We start from the raw sequence: 20,999 nt of genomic DNA, 5'->3' as shown, positions 1-20,999 counted from the left end.
GCAGCCACCGTCTCGGAATCGATGACAACAACCAGCACACCGGTCACCTCCCTTCCTCGTCCTCTTTTAATTCGACATTTCCTTAAAGGCTGGAAAGCCGATAGAGGTTGGGACTTCGAGGTAACCGGTCCGTGTTCTGGGGTGCGGTCAGGTGTTGCCCTGTCAACGACAGGCCGGTTCTCACCGCCGAGGACGAGCCGAAACCAGTGGCGGACAGCTGGTTAAAGTGGCCGCCATGAGTGATCATTCCGGACCTCGGGCCATATCGCCGGCGCTGCTCGGCGTGGGTGGTGGCGACTGGTTGCCCGTCACCGCGGGCGAGTCGGGAGCCGCTGTCTTTCGCGACGCGGACGCCACCCGGTATGCCAAGTGCGTGCCCGCCGCGGACGCGGCCGGCCTGAAGGCCGAGCGTGACAGGGTCGCATGGCTGAACGATCAGGGCGTACCCGGTGCCCGGGTGCTCGACTGGCATTCCGGTGACGTGGGCGCCTGCCTGGTGACCAGTGCCGTTTCCGGCATGTCTGCCGATCAGGTGCCCGCTGAGAACCTACGGGTCGCCTGGGAACGCATCGCGGACGCGGTCCGCCGACTGCACGAGGTGCCGGTGCCGCGGTGCCCGTTCCGCCGGGACCTGGACGCCATGGTCGCCGTGGCGCGCGGCGTCGTGGCCCGCGACGCCGTCAACCCGGAGTTTCTCCCCGTCGAGCAGCAGCACACGCCCCCCGGGGAGCTACTGGACCGCCTCACCCGGCAGGTGCCACGGCGACGGGAGCAGGAGGCCGCCGACACGGTCGTCTGCCACGGGGACCTGTGCCTGCCCAACATCATCCTCGATCCGCGGACCTTGGACGTGTCAGGCTTCATCGACCTGGGCCGCCTCGGACGGGCCGACCGCTACGCGGACCTGGCGCTGCTGCTCGCCAACGCGCGGGAGACATGGGAAGACGAGGAGCGGGGGCGGGCCGCGGACATGGCGTTCGCCGAGAGGTACGGCATCGCCCTGGACCACGAGCGCCTGCGCTTCTACCTCCATCTCGACCCGCTCACCTGGGGCTGATCATTTTTTGAGGGACCTCGGGCCGTCCCGGCGAGGGCATCCGCGTGATGTGACAGGCGCGTGATGTGACAGGGAATGCGTTTCGGACGATGTCTTCGCAGGTCAGGTGGTTCCGGCGTGGTGGTGTCGATCCCTGCCGGGCTCGTTCGACGCGTCAGCGAGGCCGGACGGGACCGGAGACGAAAGCGCCTCCGGGGACGGACCTCCGTCCCGCGGAGCCGGGGCCGGAGCCGGAGCCGGAGCCGGACGACCGGCTCGGCACCGCATCGCCGTCCCTTCCCGGCGATCACCGGGACCCGGTGGCCGACGCCACCACCGGCTCCGGCATCATCCACATGACGCCGCCCCGACCGTCACCGAGAGAACGGAACCGTGGAACATGACCACACCGCCCAAGGGCAACCCGGCCAGCTACTTCCCCTCGATCGAGGCCAAGTACGGCCGCCCCGTCCAGGACTGGATCGACCTCATCAACGCCTCACCCCTGACCAAGCACATGGAACTCGTCGGCTGGCTCAAGACCGAACACGGCCTGGGCCACGGTCACGCCAACGCCCTGGTCGCCCACACCCTCGCCGGCAGGAAGTAGTCCGGGCCCCGTCCCGTGAACAGCGGCGCGGTTCGCCGCGACCGGAGGCGGTGGCCTGCCCCGGCGCGGTTCACGGGAGGCCGCGGTGCGAGGATGGAGAGATGATCGGTTTCGCTTCCCACGACGGGACCGTGCTCGTCTGTCATGAGCGGGGGGAGGGGCCGGCGCTGGTCTGCCTGCCGGGCGGGCCGGGGCGGTCCTCGCGGTACCTGGGAGACCTCGGCGGCCTGGCGGCCCGGCGCCGGCTCCTCCTGCTGGACAACCGGGGAACCGGCGATTCCGCGACGCCACTCGACCCGGACACGTACGCGATGGGCCGCATGGTCGAGGATGTCGAGGCGCTGCGCGAGCGTCTGGGGCTGGAGCGGATGGACCTGCTCGGGCATTCGGCCGCCGGGGGACTGGCGTTGCTGTACGCGGCCCGGTATCCCGAACGGATAGGCCACCTGGTGCTGGTCACGCCGGCCGTGCACCCGGTGGGGATCGAGATAACCGATGAGCAGTGGTACGCCCAGATCGAGCGCCGGGCCGGGGAGAGCTGGTACGAGAGCAGGCTGCCCGACCTCAAGGCGTGGGAGGCGGGCGACGAGAGCCGGCGCCTGAGGGCGCAGCCGTTCTTCTACAGTCCCTGGAACGAGACCGCCGAGGCGCACGCCACCCGGTTCGCCGAACGCTCGGCCGAGGCGGCGAAGCGCTTCAACACCGGCATGCCCGCCGCCGAGGAGACCCGGGCGGGCCTGGCGAAGGTCACCGCGCCGGTCCTGGTGGTCGCGGGAGAGCGGGATCCGGGACCGTTGCCCGCGCACACGGCCGAGCTGGCCGGGATCTTCCCGCGCGGGACCGACGTCGTGCTGCCCGGGGCCCACTACCCCTGGGTCACCGCCCCGGGAGCCTTCACCGAGGCGGTCGGGGGATTCCTCGACCGCTAGCCCGGCCGGGGCGGGCCCCGACGGGGCCGCCGGCCGCCGCCGGGCACACCCGCCGGCGGACGATCGACGTACGGAAACGCTCAGTCCACCAGGCCGGCGCGGTAGGCGGCGATGGCCACCTGTACGCGGTTGGTGACGGCGAGCTTGTCGAACAGGTGGGACATGTGACTCTTGACCGTCGCCTCGCTCATGTGCAGACCGGCCGCGATCTCGGTGTTGGAGCGGCCGCGCCCCACCTCGACGAGCACCTCCCGCTCGCGGCCGGTGAGGGTCTCCAGCCGGGCGAGCGCGTCACGGCGACGCCGGACGGGCGCGTCGGTGGTGACCCGGTGGATCAGCCGGCGGGTCACCCGCGGGGACAGGATCGCGTCACCGCTGTGCGCGAGGCGTACGGCGCCGATCAGATCGTGCGGCGAGGTGTCCTTGAGGAGGAATCCGCAGGCCCCGGCCTCCAGGGCGGTGAAGACGTGCTCATCGCCGTCGAACGTGGTGAGGATCACCACCGCGGGCGCACGGGGGAGCCGGCGGACGGCCTCGGTGGCGGCGAGGCCGTCGGTCCGCGGCATCCTGATGTCCATCAGGACGACGTCCGGCCCCAGGCGGCGCACGGCGTCGACCGCCTCGGCCCCGTCCGCGGCCTCCCCCACGATCTCCACGTCGGGCGCGGATTCGAGGATGAACCGCAGCCCGGCGCGGATCAGCGATTCGTCATCCACCAGCAGCGTCCTGATCATGTGTGTCCCTCGTGGATGCGTCCCACGGCAAGCGGCCCTCGAGACGCCAGCCTCCCGCATCGCCGGGCGCGCTGCGCACCGTTCCGCCGATCAACCGGAAACGTTCCTCCAGGCCCACGAGCCCGGCCCGGCCGCCGGAAGGGCCCGCGGCGGGCCGGAGCGATCGCTCGTTGACGACCGTGATCGTGACGCCGTCCTCCGGGCTCCCCGTCACGGAGACGGTGACGGGTGCTCCGGCGGCGTGCCTGTGCGCGTTGGTCAGCCCTTCCTGCACGAGCCGATAGGCGGCCCGGGCGGTCGCCGGCGGCATCGTGCCCAGGTCGCCGTGCAGCGTGACGGCGTTGCCGGCCGACCTCCAGGACTCCACCAGCCGCCCCAGGTCGGGAAACCCGTCGTCATGTCCGGCCCGCAACACGCCCACGATCTTCCGCAGCTCCTCCAGGGCCTCCTGCGCGGTGGCCCGGATCAGCGCCGCCTCCCGCTCGACCCGTGCCGACTCCGCGCCGGGGTTGACCTCCAGCCCGCCGGCGTGCAGCGAGATGAGGGTGACCTTGTGCGCGAGCACGTCGTGCATCTCCCGTGCGATCCGGCCGCGTTCGGCGGCCTTCGCCTGTTCGTCGCGCAGGTGCCGTTCGGCCTCGGCGCGCTCCGCGCGTTCCCGCAGCGACCCGGTGAGCTCGCGGCGGGTGGCGGTGTACCCGCCGGCCACCAGCACGGCGGCGGTGGCGGCCGTCGCCGAGAGCAGCGCGTCCGTGCCGAACCCGCCGCCGTCAACCCACTGCTGGGCCAGGAATCCCGCCACGCCGATCGCCGCCAGCGCCGCGAACCGCGGGTTCAGCCGCGTCCCCGCACCGGAGAACAGGCCGATGAGCAGCGGCCCGGGGTTGCCCGACAGCGCGTACGCGCCCGCCCCGACGGCGGTGACCGCGATCGGCCACCGATCGCGGAACCACACGGCGCCCGTGGCGACCAGCCCGGCGGCCGCGACGACCACGCGCGGCAGCGGCGCCCACGGCACCTTGACCGCCACAACGGTCAGGAGCAGGCAGGACGCCACGGAGGCCGCGCCGATCGCGTGCGGGCCGGGTGGGACGACCCGCCGCAGCGCGTCCCGGTACGTCACCATCGGCCCAGCGTAACCAGGGCGGCGGCGCACCACCTCCTACGAACGTCGATGCCTCCGGCCGGGAATCTCCGACTTCGGTGTGATACGACCATGGCCGTGACGGCGATGCGGCCGAGCCCTCGCCGGCGGCACCGTTGGTGACCCCCGACAACGTCAGGAGTCACGCCGTGTGGTCATTCGCCCTTCCACGCCTGCTGCTCGTCGCAGCGCTGTCTCTGGTGGCCCTGTGGCCGCCCGCCGCGGCGAGCGGCCAGACGGCCTCGGCGCGCGTACCGGACCCCCGCCGGCTGGCGGACTTCTTCGACGCCGCCGTTCCGGCAGGACTGCGGGCCGACCACGTGCCGGGCGCGGTGGTCTCGGTGGTGGGTGCCGGGAGGACCCTCTTCAGCAAGGGGTACGGCCTGGCCGACCGCGAGAACGGGACGCCCTTCGACCCCGGCACCTCGCTGGTGCGGATCGCCTCGATCACCAAACTGTTCACCTGGACCGCGGTGATGCAACAGGTGCAGCGGGGCAGGCTCGACCTGCACGCGGACGTGAACCGCTACCTCACCACGTTCCGCGTCCCCGCGACGTACCCCCGGCCGGTCACGCTGGCGCAGCTGATGGACCACACCGCCGGGTTCGAGGACAGCGCCATCGGCGTGGGCTCGCGGCGCAAGGCCGACGTGCCGCCCCTGGGCACGTACCTCGCCGAGCACATGCCGGCGCGGATACGCCCGCCGGGAGAGGTGTCGGCCTACTCGAACCACGGCGCGGCGCTGGCCGGGCACATCGTGTCGCAGGTGAGCGGGAAGCCCTACGACCGGTACGTCCAGGACCACATCCTGGACCCGCTCGGCATGCGCCACAGCACGGCCTCCGAGCCGGTCCCCGCCCGCCTGGCCGCGGGCCTGGCACGCAGCTACGACCACGAGGACGGGACGTACCGGCGCAAGCCCTTCGTCTTCGACAACCTCCCGCCCGACGGGTCGATCAGCGCCACCGCGGACGACATGGCCCGCTTCATGATCGCCCATCTGGAGAACGGGCCCGTCCTCGACGGGCCCACCGCCCGTCTCATGCACCGGCGGTCCTTCGCCGCCGACCCCCGCGTCGACGGGTACGCCCACGGGTTCAAGGAGCAGACCGTCAACGGGCATCGCGTGATCATGCACGACGGCAGCTGGGAGGGCTTCCAGAGCGCGCTGCTGCTGGTGCCCGGCGCCGGTGTCGGCCTGTTCGTCTCCACCAACGGCACGGGCGGCGTCGATGCCGTCAGCAAGCTCATCCCCGCCTTCTTCGACCGTTTCCTGCCCGGCGACCGCGCCGCGCCCTCCGCCCCTCCGGGCAGGACGGCCACGCCCGTGGCGGGCTTCTACAAGCCGGCCCGCACCGTCGAGTCGACCATCGAGAAGGTGCTCACCCTCACCGGCTCCTCCCGGCTGCGGGTCGAGGGCGGCGGGAGACTCGCCTTCAAGGGCATGACGTGGAGCCCGCTGGCCCCGGGGCTCTATCAGCAGGAGGGAGGTTCCCAGCGGCTGGCGTTCGTCACGAACGGCGCCGGCGTCACGTACGCGGCCACCGACGGGCCCGCCTACGAGCTCATCCCCTGGTGGGAGACCCCTCCGGTCAATCTCGTCGTCGTCTCGGTGTTCGCCGTCACCGCCCTGACGGCCGTACTCGGCCTGCCGTCGGCCGCCGCGCTCCGGCGACTGCGGGGGCGTCCCGCCCGGACGCCCCGCGCCTGGCGCGCCGCCCGCCTCCTCACCGGCCTGGCCGGCGCCGCCGGGCTGGTGTTCGTCGTCCTGTTCGCGCTGACGCTGACCGGCGAGACGAGCATCCTGTACGGCGTGCCGGCGACCCTCCGGGCCCTGCTGCTCCTTCCCCCGCTGTTCCTCGCCCTCACCGTCGCCGCGACCGTGGCCACCGCGATCGGCTGGAGACACCGTTCCGTCGGCGTCCTGGCCCGCGGCCACCAGGTGATCCTGCTGGCCGGAATACTGGCCCTGGTGTGGTTCTGCCTGCACTGGAACCTGCTCGGCTGGCGGTTCGGCTGACCGCCGCCCGCCGGCGGACGACGCTCGGGCACGGCGTCCGCGCCCGCGTCCGCCACCGCCCTGGGCCGTGTGTCATAAGTGGCTGGGGATGGTTGCCCGCCTGACGTGACGACAGTGGACACGGCAGGTTCCGGATCGGCGGACAGGCGCCTCCGGACGGGCGGCCGTCTCTCGTCCGGCTCGACGGCTACGGCGACTACCGCTGGTGTTCCGTGCGGACGATCCCGGATCCGACGCGGTGAACGTCTTCAGCCGAGCCAGGTGATTCCCGTGGGCGTGCCGCCGGGCCGTACGCGGCGAGGAAGACCCGTACCGCGCCCTCGACGTGGTGGTCCAGCTCCAAGGCGGTGGGAGCGCGGTCATCACCGAGCAGCATGGCCTGGTTGACCGGTGCGGACATGACGAGCCAGTTGAACTGGGTCGCGGCGGTGACCGGGTCGGCTGCCAGCAGCGCCCCCCGGGCGTCGAGGTCGGCGAACGCCTTGGCCAGCGCCGCGATCGTTCGTCCGGGACCGCGTTCGTAGAAGGTGCGGCCAAGCTCGGGAAAGCGAGAGGTCTCGCCGATCACCAGCCGGCGGAGCTGGACGACGCGCGGGCGCAGCACGAGCGCGAGCTGCCGCCGGGCCAGCTCGCGCAGGTCCGCCTCGACATCACGTGTGTCGGCGAGGCCGGACACCGCGTCCTGGACGACCTGGCCGGCCTCGTCGACGGTGGCGGCGACGATCTCGAGGAACAGCCGCCGCTTGTCGGTGAAGTGCTTGTAGACGGTCGGCTTCGACACCCCGGCGACCGCGGCCACCTCCTCCACGGTGGTGCCCAGGTAGCCGTTGCGCAGGAACACCTCCGTCGCGGCGTCGAGGATGGCACGGTGCTTACGGTCGGAGCGGTTCTCACCCATTGCGCAAGACTAAACTGAACGGTGTAGTTTGCCGTGATGGCTTTCACCGACGAAGAGATCACGTACCTGCGCTCGCAGCCGCTCGGACGGCTGGCCACCCTCGGCGAGGGCGGACAGCCCGATGTCGTACCCGTGGCCGTCGAGTTCGACGGGACTTTCCTGTGGGTCGGCGGTGCCGGTACCGTGCGCGACACCCGCAAGTTCCGCAACATCGCCTCCGGAAACCACAAGGTGGCGCTGGTGGTCGACGACCTCGTGTCGCTCGAACCGTTCATCGCCCGGGGCATCCGCGTGTACGGCGACGCCGAGCAGCCCTTCGAGCGGGTCGGCCTGGTCGGCCCCGGCACCTACCTGCGCATCACGCCGACCGTGTCGTGGAGCTGGAATCTCGCGGGTGAGCCCGCCGGCGAGGAGTGGTACCCATCGAACAAGATCGTGCACTGACCGCGCCTGCAGTACGGCTCGGCGTGCCATTCAGCGTGGCGGTGACGAGGCGGTTCGATGTGACCGACGCGCGGCGGGCGGTACTGGAACCGCTGCCGCCCAAGAGGAAGAAGCCTGGCCGACCACCGAAGTGGAGTGGACGACAGCTGATCGACGGATTTCGGTGGCGAATTCGGGTTGGTTCGCCGTGGCGGGACGTGCCGGCCTGTTACGGACACCGGCGCACGGTGTACGGGCTGTTCCGGCGGCGGCAGCGTGAGGGTGTCTGGACTCGGGTCCTGGCCGGGTTGCAGGGTCATGCTGACACGTCGGGTCTGATCGACTGGGACATAAGTATGGATTCCACGATCGCTCCGGCGTATCAGCACGCCGCCGGCGCCGGGCGACAGTCGCACCTGCAAGTCGAGCCGCCGGGTGGTGCTGGTGGCGCGGAGCCGGACGATCACGCGTTGGGCCGGTCTCGGGGCGGTTGGACGACCAAGCTGCACCTGGCCTGCGAGCAGGGGCGCAAGGTCTGCCGATGGTGCTCACTGCCGGACAACGCGGAGACTGCCCGCGATTCATCGCGGTGCTCGGCCGGATCCGGGTCCCGCGCGTTGGTGGTGGTCGGCCGCGCAGCCGCCCGGACCGGGTCTCAGCTGACAAGGCGTACAGCAGCGAGGCCGACCGTGCCTACCTGAGCCAACGGCCGATCCGCTGCGTCATCCCGATCAAGGCCGACCAGGTCGCCCACCGCCGCGCCCGTGGCTGACGGGGGTGGGCGACCACCAGCCTTCGACAAGGCCGCCTACCGGCTACGACACGCCGTCGAGTGCGGCATCGACTCGCTCAAACAACACCGCAGCGTGGCGACCCACTACGACAAACTTGCCGTGCGGTACGAAACCACCGTAATCATCAGCATGATCGACACGTGGGTCCGTCGTGTCGAACGCCACTCATGACACACGGCCTAGGAGACTTCAGGCGATTTGTCGAAGTCGTTGAACAGCCGGAGCGGTTTCGCTCCGGGGGTGAACCTGACAAGAGTGCTGCTGCACCGTGGACGCGGGACGACCTGGAGCGATCTGAGCATGATGCTCGACGGACATGCCGGTCGGTGGCGAAACAGCCGATGGTGAACAGGCCCTGCCGAGCGCACCGATCGAAGCCCGCGAGCGGTGGTCCGGGTTTCGTTCAGTAGCATGCGGCTCATGTCGGATGCCACGCCCCGCCCCGAGCTGTTCACCTCGCCGACCACTCCCGCGGCGCTGGAGGACCTCCGGGCGCGGCTGCGTGCGACATGCTGGCCCGACGCGCCGGAGGACGCCGGATGGTCGCTCGGGACCGATCTCGCCTACCTCCGTGAGCTCGTCGCCTACTGGGCGGACGGCTTCGACTGGGAAGCGCAGGAGGCGGCTCTCTCCCGGCTCCCCCGCTTTCGCGTCCCGGTCGGCGGCCTCGGGATCCACTTCGTACACGCCAGGGCCGCCGCTCCGGCGGGGCCGGTGCTGCCGCTCGTCCTCAGTCACGGCTGGCCCGACTCGTTCTGGCGGTACCAGAAGGTCATCCCGCTGCTGACCGACCCCGGCGCGCACGGTGCCGACCCCGCCGACGCGTTCGACGTCGTGGTCCCCGACATGCCGGGCTACGGGTACTCCGACCGTCCCACCGGCCCGCCCCTGGACTCCATCGCCGTCGCCGGGCTGTGGGCCGAGCTCATGCGCGTCCTCGGCTATCCGCGGTTCGGCGCCGCGGGCGGGGACATCGGCAGCCACGTGAGCCGCTACCTCGCGCTCGACCACCCCGAGCGGGTCGTGGCCGTCCACCGCACCGACGCGGGGGTGCCCGTCCTCGCCGGCGACCCGGCGGGTCTGGAACCCGAGGAACGCGCCTGGATCGAACGCGTCATGGTCTGGGGCCGGGACGAGGGCGCCTACGCCGCCATGCATCGCACCAAGCCGCAGACCCCGGCCTTCGGGCTCAACGACTCGCCGGCCGGGCTCGCGGCGTGGATCGTCGAGAAGCTCCGTGCGTGGAGCGACTGCGAGGGTGACATCGAGCGGCGCTTCACGAAGGACGAGATCCTCACGAATCTCACGATCTACTGGCTCACCGGGACGATCGGTTCGTCGATGCGCATGTACCACGCCAACGCCGCCATCCCGGCCGCGCAGCACACCCGCCGCGTCGAGGTCCCGTCCGGCTTCTCACTCTTCCCCGGTGACATCCTCCGGCCGCCACGGGCGTGGCTCGAACGTACGACGAACCTCGTGCGCGTGACCGAACCCGCCGCCGGCGGCCACTTCGCACCGTTCGAGGTGCCCGAGCTCTACGCGGAGGAACTCCGCGCGTTCTTCCGTCCCTACCGAACGGCGGTGAGGGGATGAGCGGCCTGCCTCGCGAGGCCCTGGACGCCATGGGCTGGTGGCGCTGATCAGCCGCGGGTGCCAGCGGCCCGGGCCCGTCGCGCTGGAGGTGAGCGGCGGGTAGGGCTCACCGCAGAAGTAGCGGTCCAGCGCGTCGACGGCGGCCAGCAGCATGATCGCGACCTTCGGGTCGTTGCGCTGCACGTTGACCGGTACCGTCATCCGGCGCTTGCCGGTGGCGTCGGCGAAGGCGAACGTCCGGCAGCCGGGGATGGAGCCGGTCGCGCCCCGCACCTCGGTCGCGTCCACGGAGGTGGCGGCGGCATCGAATCGATCCGTTTAACTGTGAAGGTTCGACACAGATCTGGATGGTCCCGAGCATGCCGATTCTCGATCTCGGAACCGTGTTCGAGGCGTCCACGCAGCCTGAAAATTACACGACGTCTAGGACCGCGTGCTCTCATCGGGCCTGATGGGAGCCATGGGCCGAAGCGATCCGATCTCTGTGGAACCCTGAGCATTGACAGGTGGGAGTTCGGGACTTATCTGTGATGTTCGGCCATGCTGTCGAACCGATACGACGCTCCCAGTACGAGGAGACAGGATGCCCCCTCAAGCCGTCGGTTTTCGCCGACGAACGGCGACGGCCCGAACGGCCGGGCGGAGGGGCGGCCGGCCCCGGGAAGTGCCTCACGAACGGGATTCACCCGAAAGGATTACCGATGAAGCGGAGCGATCCCTCCTCCCGTCCTCGACGTAGGGCGAGCAGGTGGCCGGCTGTGATGGCGGCCTTACTACTGGTCCCGTTGATCGGGCCTCAGCCGGCTGTGGCGGCACAGCGGTCAGCGTCGTCGGAGTCCACCGCGTCGGAGTCCACCGCGTCGGAGTCCACCGCGTCGGTCGCCGCCGCCGGAGACCTCGACGGCTTCACCGCGGGCAATGCCGCGGTCGCCTCGGTCGATCTGGCCGGGACGTGGAGCTTCACGCCGGCGGGCCGGTCGACGACGTCGATCAAGGTGCCCGGAGGTGGCTGGTACAAGCAGGGTTTCACCGATGTGTCCCAGGCGGTGTACTCGCGTACGGTGACGGTGCCGGACTCGGGGCAGCCGCAGTCGGCGTGGATCGAGTTCGGCGCCGTGAACCACCAGGCGACCCTGTCGGTGGACGGCCGGGTGGTCGCGACGCAGACCACGGCCTTCACTCCCTCGAAGTTCGACATCAGCGCCTACGCCGCCCCGGGCACCACTCATACGATCAGCGTCGATGTGAAGGGCCGCGGCGCGTTGAAGGCATCCAACGGCCGGTACCTGGTGCCCGACGCCGCCGACTGGTCCGAGGCGGTACCGCAGGGGATCTTCCGGTCGGCGTTCCTGCGGGTGTACCCGGAGGTGTACGTCAGCGACACATTCGTGCGTACGTCGGTGGCGAACAAGACGTTGAGCTACGACGTGTCGGTGCGTAACACGTCGGGCAGTTCCCGGTCGGTGACGCTGACCGGGTCGCTGTCGTCCGACAACGGAACGGCTTTCAGCTACCCGCAACTGCCCAGCCGTACGGTCACCGTGGCGGCCCGCTCGACCGCGACCGTGACCGTCGGGCCGATCGCGTGGAACCTCGACAGAACCTCGTACTGGTGGCCCAACGTGCCTTACCGGCCGGGGTACCGGGCGCAGTTGCACCGGCTGGCGGTGCGTGCCGCCACCGATGACGGGCACACCAGCGACGCCACGTACCGGTTCGGGTTCCGGGAGGCCACCCAGAACGGGGAGTACTACTACCTCAACGGCGTGCGCGTGAACTTCCGCGGCGACAACCTCCAGGGTGCCGACTACGACCGGGTCAACAACGGCGGCAAGGGCGACGCCTTCGACACGCTGCCCGGATTCCTTCCGCCTTCGTCGGGCAACGGCGGCTGGCCGCAGGCCGTGGACAACTACCAGCGGCTGAACTTCAACGTGGTGCGCATCCACCAGGAGCCGGCCAGCCCGTACATGCTGGATGTCGCCGACGAGATGGGCCTGATGATCATCGGTGAGACCGCGATTCGCGGCTCCTCCGGCAAGCAGGATTGGATCGCCGGGCACGACAACATGGTCAACCACGCCCGCGCGCTGGTCCTGCGCGACCGCAACCACCCCGCGGTCATCCGCTGGAGTCAGTCCAACGAGCCGAACCAGAGCGGCCAGGATTCCGAACAGTTCGAGAAGGACCTGTACACGGCGATGAACGGCGCCGACGGCACCCGGCCGATCATCACCGAGGTGGGCGTCAACGGGAATGTCAACGGCTATCCCGGGATGACGTACGCCAACTTCGCGGTGATCCCGCACTACGTCGACGGCTTCGCCAAGTACGGGGAGCGCCTGATCACCGTGAACGGGCGGCCCGACGGCGAGGGCGAGTACATCTGGCCGGCGTGCAACACCAAGCAGGGCTTCGAGTGGTTCGCCACCGCAACCCTGGCCAAGCGCGGCAAGGACGCCTCCGACCTACGTCCGTACACGCTGCTGTCCGCCTGGGCCGGCGTCGTGCCCGGAGTGCGGACCACCGACTTCGTCCCGGAGGAGGGCGGTCGCCCTGTCTACGGCGCGGACAACCTCCCCAACCCCTGGAGCAACCCGCAGTTCCAGCGCGTGCAGGCGGCGTTCAACCCGGTGGCCGCGGTCGACCTGCCGTACTGGTCGGCCTCCGGCAACTCGGACGCGAACGGCACCTTCCCGCTGCCGCAGGCCGTGCCCACCTACGCCCGGAACGCCACGGTCACCCGCAACATCACCGTCTTCAACGACGACTTCGCCGACACTTCGGTGGGCTTCACCTGGACGGCGCGGCTCGACGCGCCGGACGGCGCCGTCGTCGCGTCCGGAAGCACGACCCTGACCGTCCCGCTCGGCTCGCGGGTCACCCAGCCGGTCACCTTCACCGCACCGGCGAGCGGCTCACGGGTGTACCTGGTACTGACGACCACCAAGTCGGGCGCCACGACGTTCAACGACGCGGTGGAGTACTTCAACCTCGGCGCAAGCGGGCCCGCACCGGGCAACTACCGCATCGTCAACCGCAACAGCGGCAAGCCGCTCGCTGTCGCGGGCAACTCCACCGCGGACGGCGCCAAGGTGGTCCAGCAGAGCGGCACCGCCACCTGGACCATCGCCACGACCTCCGACGGCTCCTACACCCTCAAGTACGTCCCGAGTGGAAAGATGCTCGACGTCAACGCCGGCAGCAGCACGGCCGGGCTGCAACTGCAGCAGTGGACGGCCAACGGCGGCACCAACCAGAGGTGGTATCTGCGATCCACCGGCAACGGCTACTACACCATCGTCAGCCACGGCAGCGGACTGGTGGCGGACGTCTCCGGTGCGGCGACGAGCGACGGGGCGCAGGTCGTGCAGTGGGCCGCCAACGGCGGGGCCAACCAGCAATGGCAACTGAACCCGGCCTGACCGGACGACCCGGTTCTCGCCTGCTGCCGCGGTGTTGACCGCTACCCCTGGCCGCTCGGCCCTGCGGCCAGGGGTAGCGGCGAGATGTTCGACTCCGAACGCCGGCAGGCGACCACCACCGAGCACCTTGCCTCCGCTCCCATCGGTACGGGCCGGCAGAGCACCGCAGTGAACGCATCGAACCGTCTCGCTCGCGAGCGGCAGGCGCTCGTCATTGATCGAACCCCCATGGGGGTTCGATCAATGGGTGTCGGTAAGAATCGTGCTGATGTTCGGGAGCGCTGTAGTGGGCGGACAGGTACTCGGCCGCCCAGAGCCGATCTCCCGGCCGCACCTCTTTCAGGTCGTCGGCCAGCAGGGCGGCGAGTCCGCCTCCGGGGCGCAGCAGCCGTTCGGCCGGCCGTCGCGGGGTGGTGTACCTGCCTTTGCCGGCGGTCACGCCGAGGGCCCGATGAAGGTGTTGGCGACGGCGAGCACGGCGCCGAAGGCGGCCCCGGCGGCGAACAACGCCTTCGGCCAGGAGTTGCCCGGCAAGCCTGCAGCGGGGCGTTTAGGTTGATCCTTATGGACGAGCGCGGCGGGTACGGGACGCGAGACGTCCCGGGCCTTCCCGAGGCGCTGGCCACGATCGCCGCCGCGGCGCTAGAGGTAGCGTGCTCGTCAGCCGCCAGTGAGAGGTGCCGCCGGGCATCCTCTTCGACAGACAACGGAGTCCTTGCGTGAGTCTTGTGCCGCCCTATCGGCCGACCGGTGTTCTCTTCGGCGCCGCGTACTACGCCGAGTACCACCTCAGCGACCGGGTCAAGCAGGACCTGGACCTGATGAAGCAGGCCGGGTTCACAGTGATCCGGGTGGGTGAGTCGGTCTGGTCGAGCTGGGAGCCGGAAGAAGGGCGCTTCGAGCTGGAGTGGCTGCTACCGGTGCTGGACAGTGCCTATGAACGCGGCATCAAGGTCATCCTGGGCACGCCCACCTACGCCGTGCCGCCGTGGCTTCAGCAGGCCTACCCCGAGATCGCCGCCGAGCGAGCGACAGGGAACTCGATTCCTTGGGGGGCCCGTCAAGAGGTCGACTACTCACATCCGGCGTTCCTGTTCCACGCGGAGCGAGTGATCCGCAAGGTGGTGGGCCGCTACGCCGACCACCCGAGCGTCATCGGCTACCAGGTCGACAACGAGCCGGGCCTGGAGCTGTTTCACAACCGCGGGGCGTTCATCCGCTTCGTGCGCCGGCTGAAGGTGCAGTACGGCGATGTGGACACGCTCAACCGGGAGTGGGGCCTGACGTACTGGTCCCACCGAATCGCCGACTGGTCCGAGCTGTGGCGCCCCGACGGCAACAGCCTGCCGCAGTACGACCTGGCCTGGCGGCGGTACCAGTCGGAACTGACCACCGAGTTCATCTCGTGGCAGTCCGGCATCGTGCGTGAGTACGCGCACGAGGACCAGTTCGTGACCACCTGCATCAACTACCCGCGCAAGGCGCACGACGACCTGAAGCTCTCCGCAGCGCTCAGCGTGACCGCCGGCAACCCCTACTACTCCATGCAGGACCACCTGGATGTGACCAAGGAACTGGCCCCGCAGACGGAATGGACCACCACGGGCGTCGCCGGCTTGTTCCGGCAGGCCGACCGCCTGTTCTCCTCGCGGCAGGAACGCTTCCTGGTCACCGAGACGAACGCGCAGAGCATCGACGGCAGCGCCAACAACCTGCCCCCGTGGCCTGGTCAACTGCAGCAGGCGGCCTTCGCCCTCATCAGCCGCGGCGCCGCCATGATCGAATACTGGCATTGGCACACCATTCCCTACGGGGCGGAGACCTACTGGGGTGGTGTGCTCCCGCACTCCTTGCAGCCGGGTCGTGTGTACCAGGAAGTGTCCGCCATCGGTGCCGCGCTCGAGAAGATCGGCGACGCTCTGGACGGTTTCGAGCCCGACGGTGACGTGGCATTGCTGTGGTCGAACGACACGCGGTGGGCATTCCAGTTCTTCCCGCCGCTGAGCGTGGCCGGCCGCCCCGACCCGGCATCCTACGAGCGCATCTTCGACGCCTTCCACCGCGGCGTCATCGATGCGGGCGCGCAGGCGCGCATCCTGCACGCCCAGCAGGCCGTCGAACTCGGCGCAGCCGAGCTGGCGAGGCGTTACCCGGTGCTGATCGCACCCGCCTTCTATGTGGCGGCCGACCGCGAGCTTGAACTGCTGCGCGACTATGCGGCAGCCGGCGGGCACCTCGTCGTCGGCATCCGCACCGGCTACGGCGACCACGAGGCCCGCGCGCGCGTCGATGTCGCCCCCGCGGTCCTGCGAGAGCCCGCCGGAGTGCACTACGAGGAATTCTCCAACATCGATGAGCCGATCCCGGTCACCGGCCGCGGTGATTTTTCTTCCCCCGCGACCGCGGCGGCCACCTGCTGGATCGACGGCCTCATCCCGGAGGAGGCCGAACCGATCGCCGAATACATCCACCCGCGCTTCGGCGCCTTCCCCGCCGCAGTGACACGAGCCCACGGGGCTGGTCGCATCACCACGGTCGGAACCGTCCCGGACCCGACCCTGTCTGCGGCAGTGATCGCCTGGGCGCTACCGGCGGCGGTCGCCGACGAGCTCGCCCCGTCGCGCGCACTGCCCGTCACGATCTCGTCGGGAACCCTTCCGGACGGCAGACGTGCCTGGTTCCTCTTCAACTGGAGCTGGGACGAGACCTCCGTCACGACTCTCCGGCCCACCACCGACCCGGTGGCCGGCACCGCCCACGAGGCAGGGGCCGCCCTCTCCGTCCCCGCATGGTCCACGCGGATCCTGCTCGACGACTGAGCCCGCCCAGGTCAACGAAGCTCCGACACCATCACCCACGAGAATCATCTTCCACGGCAAGAGCGGCGACATCTCCACCAACCGGCGTGAGGAGATGGAGACGGCCGTGCTTTGTCTGCGGATCATGCAGGCGGCGCCGGTCTGCGTCGTATGACATGGCCTGACAAAGCACTACTGGGACACCTCGGTGAGAGCGAGCAGTTCGGCTCTGGCCACGGCGAGCTGCTCGGGGGTCAGGTACGGGCTCGAGAGCGCGGTGGCCAGGCCTTCCGCGGCGAAACGGACGGCCAGCGTCCGGCCCGGGGGGAGCCCGTCGGCCGCGAAGGCGGCGTTCCAGGCCCGCGCGTCGCGTCGGTCGAGATCCCCGTCCGGGGTCACGCATCCGAGCACGGTGATGAGACCGGTGGGGGAGAAGGCCTTCGTCAGGTACGCGCTGTCGCCGGTGAGCGCGCGCACGTAGCCGCGGGTGAACTTGCCCGGCCGGTTCTCCGAGAGGTCGATGTGCGCCCGGACCTCCTCCCACATGCGGGCGACGCAGTGTTCGTAGATCCCCCGCAGCAGGGCGTCGCGGTTGGGGAAGTGGTGCATGAGGCCGCCCTTGGTCACGCCGGCGGCGGCGGCGATGTCGGCCAGGCTCACCTGGGCGCCGCGTTCGGTGAAGGCCTTCTCGGCGGCGTCGAGGATCGCGCGGCGGGTGCGTTCCTTGTCGCGGCTCTGACGTTCAGACACGGTCCTGTCCTTCTCCCGTCCGGGCGGGGGGCGAGGGGATGATGCGCCAGGCGAGCACGGCGGACACCGCGAGGATCGCGGCGGCGATGAAGGAGGTGGTCTGCACGGCGGTCGTGAAGGCCTCCCGGGCGGCGGTGACGGCGGCGGCGTCGGTGACCGTGGCCACGGCGGCGGCCAGCGACCCCTCGACGGTGGCGGCCTCGGCCGGGGACAGGCCGGCGGGCAGGTCCAGGGCGGCGTGGTAGACGGCGGCCTGGATCGAGCCCAGGACCGCGATGCCCAGCGCGCCGCCGAGTTCGTAGCCGGTCTCGGCGATCGAGGAGGCGGCGCCGGCCCGCTCCTTGGGCACCGCGCTGACCACGGCGTCGGTGGACAGCGTCATGGAGACGCCGATGCCCAGGCCGAGCACGACCAGGAAGGCTCCCAGCCCCCAGTACGACGACAGGGAGGCGGTCAGCCCCAGCCCGGCAAGACCGAGGGCGCCGGTGGCCAGGCCGGCGCCGATCGCGTGCCCGGTGCCCAGCCTCGCGACCAGGGCGCCGATGAAGACGATGACGATCATGGAGGCGATCGTCGCGGGCAGCTCCGCCAGCCCGGCCTTCAGCGGGCCGTACCCGCGCACGAGCTGCAGGTAGGGGGAGAAGAAGAACAGCAGGCCCATGAAAGCGAAGATCGACAGTGTGCTCGCGATCACCGCCCCGGCGAAGGCGGGGACCTTGAACAGCGACAGGTCCAGGAGCGGGAACCTCAGCCGCCTCTGACGGCGCAGGAACGCCCATCCGGCCAGGAGCCCGATCGCGGCGACGGCCGGGACGCTCGGGTCGAGTCCGCTGCCCACCCAGTGCTTGATCGCGTACACCAGCGGGACGATCGCGAGGATCGACAGCGCCGAGGAGACCAGATCGATCGGCTGGTCCGAGCGGCCGCGTGACTCCGGCAGCAGCAGGTACCCGGCGACCAGGACCAGCAGCATGATCGGCACGTTGATCAGGAAGACCGAGCCCCACCAGAAGTTCTCCAGCAGCACACCGCCGACCAGCGGGCCGACGGCGGCGCCGGCGGTGGCGCCGGCCGACCAGATCGCGATGGCACGGGTGCGCTGCGCGGCGTCGGCGAACATGGCCCGCACGATCGACAGCGTCGAGGGCATCAGGGTCGCCCCGGCGACGCCCAGCAGGGCCCGAGCCGCGATCAGTGTCTCCGGACCCGAGGCGAACGCGGCCGCCGCCGAGGCGACGCCGAACGCGCCGCTGCCGATCAGCAGCAGCCGTTTGCGGCCGATCCGGTCGGCCAGGTTGCCCATCGTGATGAGCAGGCCGGCCAGCACGAAGGAGTAGACGTCCCCGATCCACAACAGCTGGGTGGCCGACGGGCCGATGTCGGCCGTCAGCGACGGGACCGCCAGGTAGAGGACGGTGCCGTCGATCGTCAGGAGCAGCACGACCAGGACCAGGACGCCGAGCGCGAGCCACTCGCGACGACCGGCCCGCGCCGGGGCGGAGGGGTTCGTTGTGGGCATGACGCCACCTTAACAAACCAAATGGACTGTTGTGGATTCCGAACGGCTCGCAATTTCCTGAGCCCGCCCTGAGCCCGCCCTGAGCCCGCCCGGGGCCCGCCCGGGGTCCGTCCCGAGCCCGTCCCAAGTCCGCCCGGAGCCCGCCCCGAGTCCGCCCTGCGCTCGCGTGCGCCTCCCGCGGGCTTGCGTCCCGGGCGTAGAAACGTTTCAATTCCGGTGACGACGTACCCGCCGCCCGGCGGTCCGGCGAGGGCCGCCGGGGCCGGCGGCGCACGCACACGCGCACCGACCACGGGCAGGGGAGCACCTCAGGTGTACTACGGCGGCGACTACAACCCGGAACAGTGGCCCGAGCCGGTGTGGGACGACGACGTCCGGCTGATGCGGGCGGCGGGGGTGAACCTGGTCAGCCTGGGGGTGTTCGCGTGGGCGCGCATCCAGCGCGCCGAGGGCGAGTTCGACTTCGGCTGGCTCGACCGGGTCATGGACAAGCTGCACGCGGGCGGCATCGGGGTGAACCTCGCCACCGCCACCGCCTCCCCGCCGCCGTGGGCGAGCCGGGCCTACCCGGAGATCCTGCCGAAGGACGCCTCGGGGGCCACCTACTGGCCCGGCAGCCGGCAGGCCTACGCCCCGACGTCGCCGGTGTACCGGCGCCTGGCGGCCGAGCTCGTCACGGCGATCGCGGAACGCTACGCCTCCCATCCCGCGGTCGTGATGTGGCACGTCAACAACGAGTACGGCTGCCACCTGCACGCCGACTACTCCGACAACGCCGCCGTGGCGTTCCGCGCCTGGCTGCGCGGGCGGTACGACGGCATCGAGGCGCTGAACGAGGCCTGGGGCACGACCTTCTGGTCGCAGCGCTACGGCGACTTCGAGGAGATCGTCCCGCCCCGGCTGGCGCCCTACAGCCTCAACCCCTCCGGCCTGCTGGACTTCAAGCGCTTCACCTCCGACGCGCTGCTCGACCTCTACCGCATGGAGAAGTCGATCATCCGCGCCGCGGGGGGCGTCCAGCCCGTCACCACGAACTTCCTGGGCGCGTTCGAGCCGATCGACTACCGCTCGTGGGCGCCGGACCTGGATCTGATCGCCGACGACAGCTACCCCGATCCGGCCGACGCCGAGTCGTTCCGGGCGGCCGCCTTCGACCGGGACCTCATGCGCTCCCTCAAGCCGGGCGTCCCGTGGGTCCTCATGGAGCAGGCGCCGGACGCGGTCAACTGGCGTACGAGCAACGCGCCCAAGGCGCCGGGACAGATGGCGGCGCTCAGCGTGCAGGCCGTCGCGCGAGGCGCCGACGGGGTGATGTTCTTCCAGTGGCGCCAGTCCCGCTCGGGCTCGGAGAAGTTCCACTCGGCGATGGTGCCGCACGCGGGCACCGGGACCCGCACCTGGAAGGAGATCGTCGAGCTCGGCCGGGACCTGGCCTCCTTCCCCCGCATGTCGGCGGACGTCGAGGCCCCCGTGGCGCTGGTCTACGACTGGCAGAACCGGTGGGCGGTGGAGAACTCCGACCACCCGGTGCGCTTCGACCACCTCGAGGTCGTGCGGCAGTGGCACGCGGCGGCGCACCGCCGGCACGTCGGTGTCGACGTCCGCCACCCCGGGGACGACCTGTCGGGGTACGCGGTCGTCATCGCGCCCCAGCTCTACCTGCTGACCGACGCCTCGGCGGCCAACCTCGCCGCCTACGTCGCCGGCGGCGGGACGCTGCTGATGTCGGCCTTCAGCGACGTGGTCGACGAGCACGACATGTTCCCCCTCGGGGGCTTCACCACGCGGCTGGCGGACACGCTGGGCCTCAGGGTCACCGATTTCGGAGCCCTTCCCGTCGACGGCACGCACGACGCCACCACGGTGACCGTGTCCCTCGAAGGAACCTCGCTGAAGGGCCGCCTGTTCGCCGAGGAGCTCGACGTGACCGACGCGACGGTCCTCGGCCGCTTCGGTGACGGCAGGCTCCGGGGCCGTCCCGCCCTCACCTCACGGGTGAGCGGTGCGGGAACGGCCTACTACCTGGCCACCGTTCCCGACGAGGAGGGCATGGGGGCGCTCGTCGCGCGGATCCTCGCCGGCGCGGGCGTTCGCCCGGTGGTGGACGGCCTGCCCGAGCACGTCGAGGCCGTCGTGCGCGACGGGCACCTGTTCCTCGTCAACCACTCCGAGGAGCCCTTCACGCCGCCCTCGTCCCTCGGCCGCCCGATCGAGGCGGGCAGCGAGGCCGGTGACGTCATCGGGGCCTACGGCTGGCGCGTCTTCGGGCGGGCGGCCCCGTGACCACGGCGGGCGGGCCCCGGAGACCACCGGGGTGAGCGC

At 70.7% G+C, this 20,999-nt stretch carries 16 protein-coding genes and 1 pseudogene; 11 read left to right on the top strand and 6 right to left on the bottom strand.

Annotated features, from left to right (window positions below; all coding sequences use genetic code 11):
* The first annotated feature begins 235 nt into the window (after positions 1-235).
* From AB0G16_RS26210 to AB0G16_RS26200, 3 genes are all read left to right on the top strand, one after another.
* Entirely contained in the window at positions 236-1,057 is an 822-nt protein-coding gene (locus AB0G16_RS26210; protein ID WP_362810154.1) for an APH(3'') family aminoglycoside O-phosphotransferase, read from the top strand.
* A 379-nt stretch (positions 1,058-1,436) separates the two neighbouring features.
* Positions 1,437-1,646: a DUF4287 domain-containing protein gene (locus AB0G16_RS26205; protein ID WP_362810152.1), complete on the top strand. Its 210-nt coding sequence runs from the start codon at positions 1,437-1,439 to the stop codon at positions 1,644-1,646.
* Between the two features lie 101 nt (positions 1,647-1,747).
* The gene (locus AB0G16_RS26200) at positions 1,748-2,575 is read left to right on the top strand and encodes an alpha/beta hydrolase (protein ID WP_362810150.1); all 828 of its coding nucleotides are present in this window, start codon (positions 1,748-1,750) and stop codon (positions 2,573-2,575) included.
* Between the two features lie 80 nt (positions 2,576-2,655).
* On the opposite strand, the gene AB0G16_RS26195 is transcribed toward AB0G16_RS26200, so the two are convergent.
* Together AB0G16_RS26195 and AB0G16_RS26190 are read right to left on the bottom strand one after the other, a co-directional pair.
* Complete coding sequence (locus AB0G16_RS26195) at positions 2,656-3,309, bottom strand: response regulator transcription factor (RefSeq protein WP_362810148.1); 654 nt, start codon at positions 3,307-3,309, stop codon at positions 2,656-2,658.
* Positions 3,284-4,435: a histidine kinase gene (locus AB0G16_RS26190; protein ID WP_362810146.1), complete on the bottom strand. Its 1,152-nt coding sequence runs from the start codon at positions 4,433-4,435 to the stop codon at positions 3,284-3,286. The genes AB0G16_RS26195 and AB0G16_RS26190 overlap by 26 nt, the downstream gene beginning before the upstream one ends.
* Positions 4,436-4,602: 167 nt before the next feature.
* Here AB0G16_RS26190 and AB0G16_RS26185 point away from each other — a divergent pair, with 167 nt between their 5' ends.
* Positions 4,603-6,474 carry a serine hydrolase domain-containing protein gene (locus AB0G16_RS26185; RefSeq protein ID WP_362810144.1) on the top strand — a complete coding sequence of 624 codons (1,872 nt, stop codon included), beginning with the start codon at positions 4,603-4,605 and terminating at the stop codon, positions 6,472-6,474.
* Between the two features lie 196 nt (positions 6,475-6,670).
* Here the strand turns inward: AB0G16_RS26185 and AB0G16_RS26180 are convergent, their stop codons facing one another.
* Complete coding sequence (locus tag AB0G16_RS26180) at positions 6,671-7,372, bottom strand: TetR/AcrR family transcriptional regulator (RefSeq protein ID WP_362810142.1); 702 nt, start codon at positions 7,370-7,372, stop codon at positions 6,671-6,673.
* A 36-nt stretch (positions 7,373-7,408) separates the two neighbouring features.
* Between AB0G16_RS26180 and AB0G16_RS26175 the strand changes: the two genes are divergently transcribed.
* The 5 genes and pseudogenes from AB0G16_RS26175 to AB0G16_RS26155 all read left to right on the top strand — a co-directional run bounded on the left by AB0G16_RS26175 (position 7,409) and on the right by AB0G16_RS26155 (position 13,610).
* The gene (locus tag AB0G16_RS26175; RefSeq protein ID WP_362810140.1) at positions 7,409-7,816 is read left to right on the top strand and encodes a PPOX class F420-dependent oxidoreductase; all 408 of its coding nucleotides are present in this window, start codon (positions 7,409-7,411) and stop codon (positions 7,814-7,816) included.
* A pseudogene (locus tag AB0G16_RS26170) lies at positions 7,786-8,082 on the top strand (transposase); the annotation flags it as partial. The gene AB0G16_RS26175 and the pseudogene AB0G16_RS26170, both read left to right, overlap by 31 nt.
* Before the next feature lie 254 nt (positions 8,083-8,336).
* On the top strand, positions 8,337-8,567 hold the full coding sequence (locus tag AB0G16_RS26165; protein ID WP_362810219.1) for a hypothetical protein: 231 nt from the start codon (positions 8,337-8,339) through the stop codon (positions 8,565-8,567).
* A gap of 442 nt (positions 8,568-9,009) precedes the next feature.
* A complete protein-coding gene (locus AB0G16_RS26160; RefSeq protein ID WP_362810138.1) occupies positions 9,010-10,185 on the top strand; it encodes an epoxide hydrolase family protein in 1,176 nt (391 codons plus the stop codon).
* An 806-nt stretch (positions 10,186-10,991) separates the two neighbouring features.
* Positions 10,992-13,610: an RICIN domain-containing protein gene (locus AB0G16_RS26155; protein ID WP_362810136.1), complete on the top strand. Its 2,619-nt coding sequence runs from the start codon at positions 10,992-10,994 to the stop codon at positions 13,608-13,610.
* Positions 13,611-13,821: 211 nt separating this feature from the next.
* On the opposite strand, the gene AB0G16_RS26150 is transcribed toward AB0G16_RS26155, so the two are convergent.
* The gene (locus tag AB0G16_RS26150) at positions 13,822-14,049 is read right to left on the bottom strand and encodes a hypothetical protein (RefSeq protein WP_362810134.1); all 228 of its coding nucleotides are present in this window, start codon (positions 14,047-14,049) and stop codon (positions 13,822-13,824) included.
* Between the two features lie 280 nt (positions 14,050-14,329).
* Here AB0G16_RS26150 and AB0G16_RS26145 point away from each other — a divergent pair, with 280 nt between their 5' ends.
* Positions 14,330-16,429: a beta-galactosidase gene (locus AB0G16_RS26145; protein ID WP_362810132.1), complete on the top strand. Its 2,100-nt coding sequence runs from the start codon at positions 14,330-14,332 to the stop codon at positions 16,427-16,429.
* Between the two features lie 171 nt (positions 16,430-16,600).
* Here AB0G16_RS26145 and AB0G16_RS26140 read toward each other — a convergent pair whose 3' ends face one another.
* Positions 16,601-17,158: a TetR family transcriptional regulator gene (locus AB0G16_RS26140; protein WP_362810130.1), complete on the bottom strand. Its 558-nt coding sequence runs from the start codon at positions 17,156-17,158 to the stop codon at positions 16,601-16,603.
* A complete protein-coding gene (locus tag AB0G16_RS26135) occupies positions 17,151-18,677 on the bottom strand; it encodes an MFS transporter (protein ID WP_362810127.1) in 1,527 nt (508 codons plus the stop codon). The genes AB0G16_RS26140 and AB0G16_RS26135 overlap by 8 nt, the downstream gene beginning before the upstream one ends.
* 312 nt (positions 18,678-18,989) lie before the next feature.
* Here AB0G16_RS26135 and AB0G16_RS26130 point away from each other — a divergent pair, with 312 nt between their 5' ends.
* Positions 18,990-20,960 carry a beta-galactosidase gene (locus AB0G16_RS26130; RefSeq protein ID WP_362810125.1) on the top strand — a complete coding sequence of 657 codons (1,971 nt, stop codon included), beginning with the start codon at positions 18,990-18,992 and terminating at the stop codon, positions 20,958-20,960.
* Positions 20,961-20,999 lie beyond the last annotated feature (39 nt).

The organism is Streptosporangium sp. NPDC023615, assembly GCF_040640155.1.
GTDB lineage: Bacteria > Actinomycetota > Actinomycetes > Streptosporangiales > Streptosporangiaceae > Streptosporangium.
The sequence above is the reverse complement of the archived record's forward strand: the minus strand, read 5'-3'. Positions and strand labels throughout refer to the sequence as shown.

Bases quoted from the DNA above. Each gene is read 5' to 3' on its own strand.
- AB0G16_RS26180 (WP_362810142.1), bottom strand. From the start codon at position 7,372: ATGGGTGAGAACCGCTCCGACCGTAAGCACCGTGCCATCCTCGACGCC.
- AB0G16_RS26205 (WP_362810152.1), top strand. From the start codon at position 1,437: ATGACCACACCGCCCAAGGGCAACCCGGCCAGCTACTTCCCCTCGATC.
- AB0G16_RS26200 (WP_362810150.1), top strand. From the start codon at position 1,748: ATGATCGGTTTCGCTTCCCACGACGGGACCGTGCTCGTCTGTCATGAG.
- AB0G16_RS26135 (WP_362810127.1), bottom strand. From the start codon at position 18,677: ATGCCCACAACGAACCCCTCCGCCCCGGCGCGGGCCGGTCGTCGCGAG.
- AB0G16_RS26190 (WP_362810146.1), bottom strand. From the start codon at position 4,435: ATGGTGACGTACCGGGACGCGCTGCGGCGGGTCGTCCCACCCGGCCCG.
- AB0G16_RS26195 (WP_362810148.1), bottom strand. From the start codon at position 3,309: ATGATCAGGACGCTGCTGGTGGATGACGAATCGCTGATCCGCGCCGGG.
- AB0G16_RS26165 (WP_362810219.1), top strand. From the start codon at position 8,337: ATGGTGCTCACTGCCGGACAACGCGGAGACTGCCCGCGATTCATCGCG.
- AB0G16_RS26160 (WP_362810138.1), top strand. From the start codon at position 9,010: ATGTCGGATGCCACGCCCCGCCCCGAGCTGTTCACCTCGCCGACCACT.
- AB0G16_RS26175 (WP_362810140.1), top strand. From the start codon at position 7,409: ATGGCTTTCACCGACGAAGAGATCACGTACCTGCGCTCGCAGCCGCTC.
- AB0G16_RS26210 (WP_362810154.1), top strand. From the start codon at position 236: ATGAGTGATCATTCCGGACCTCGGGCCATATCGCCGGCGCTGCTCGGC.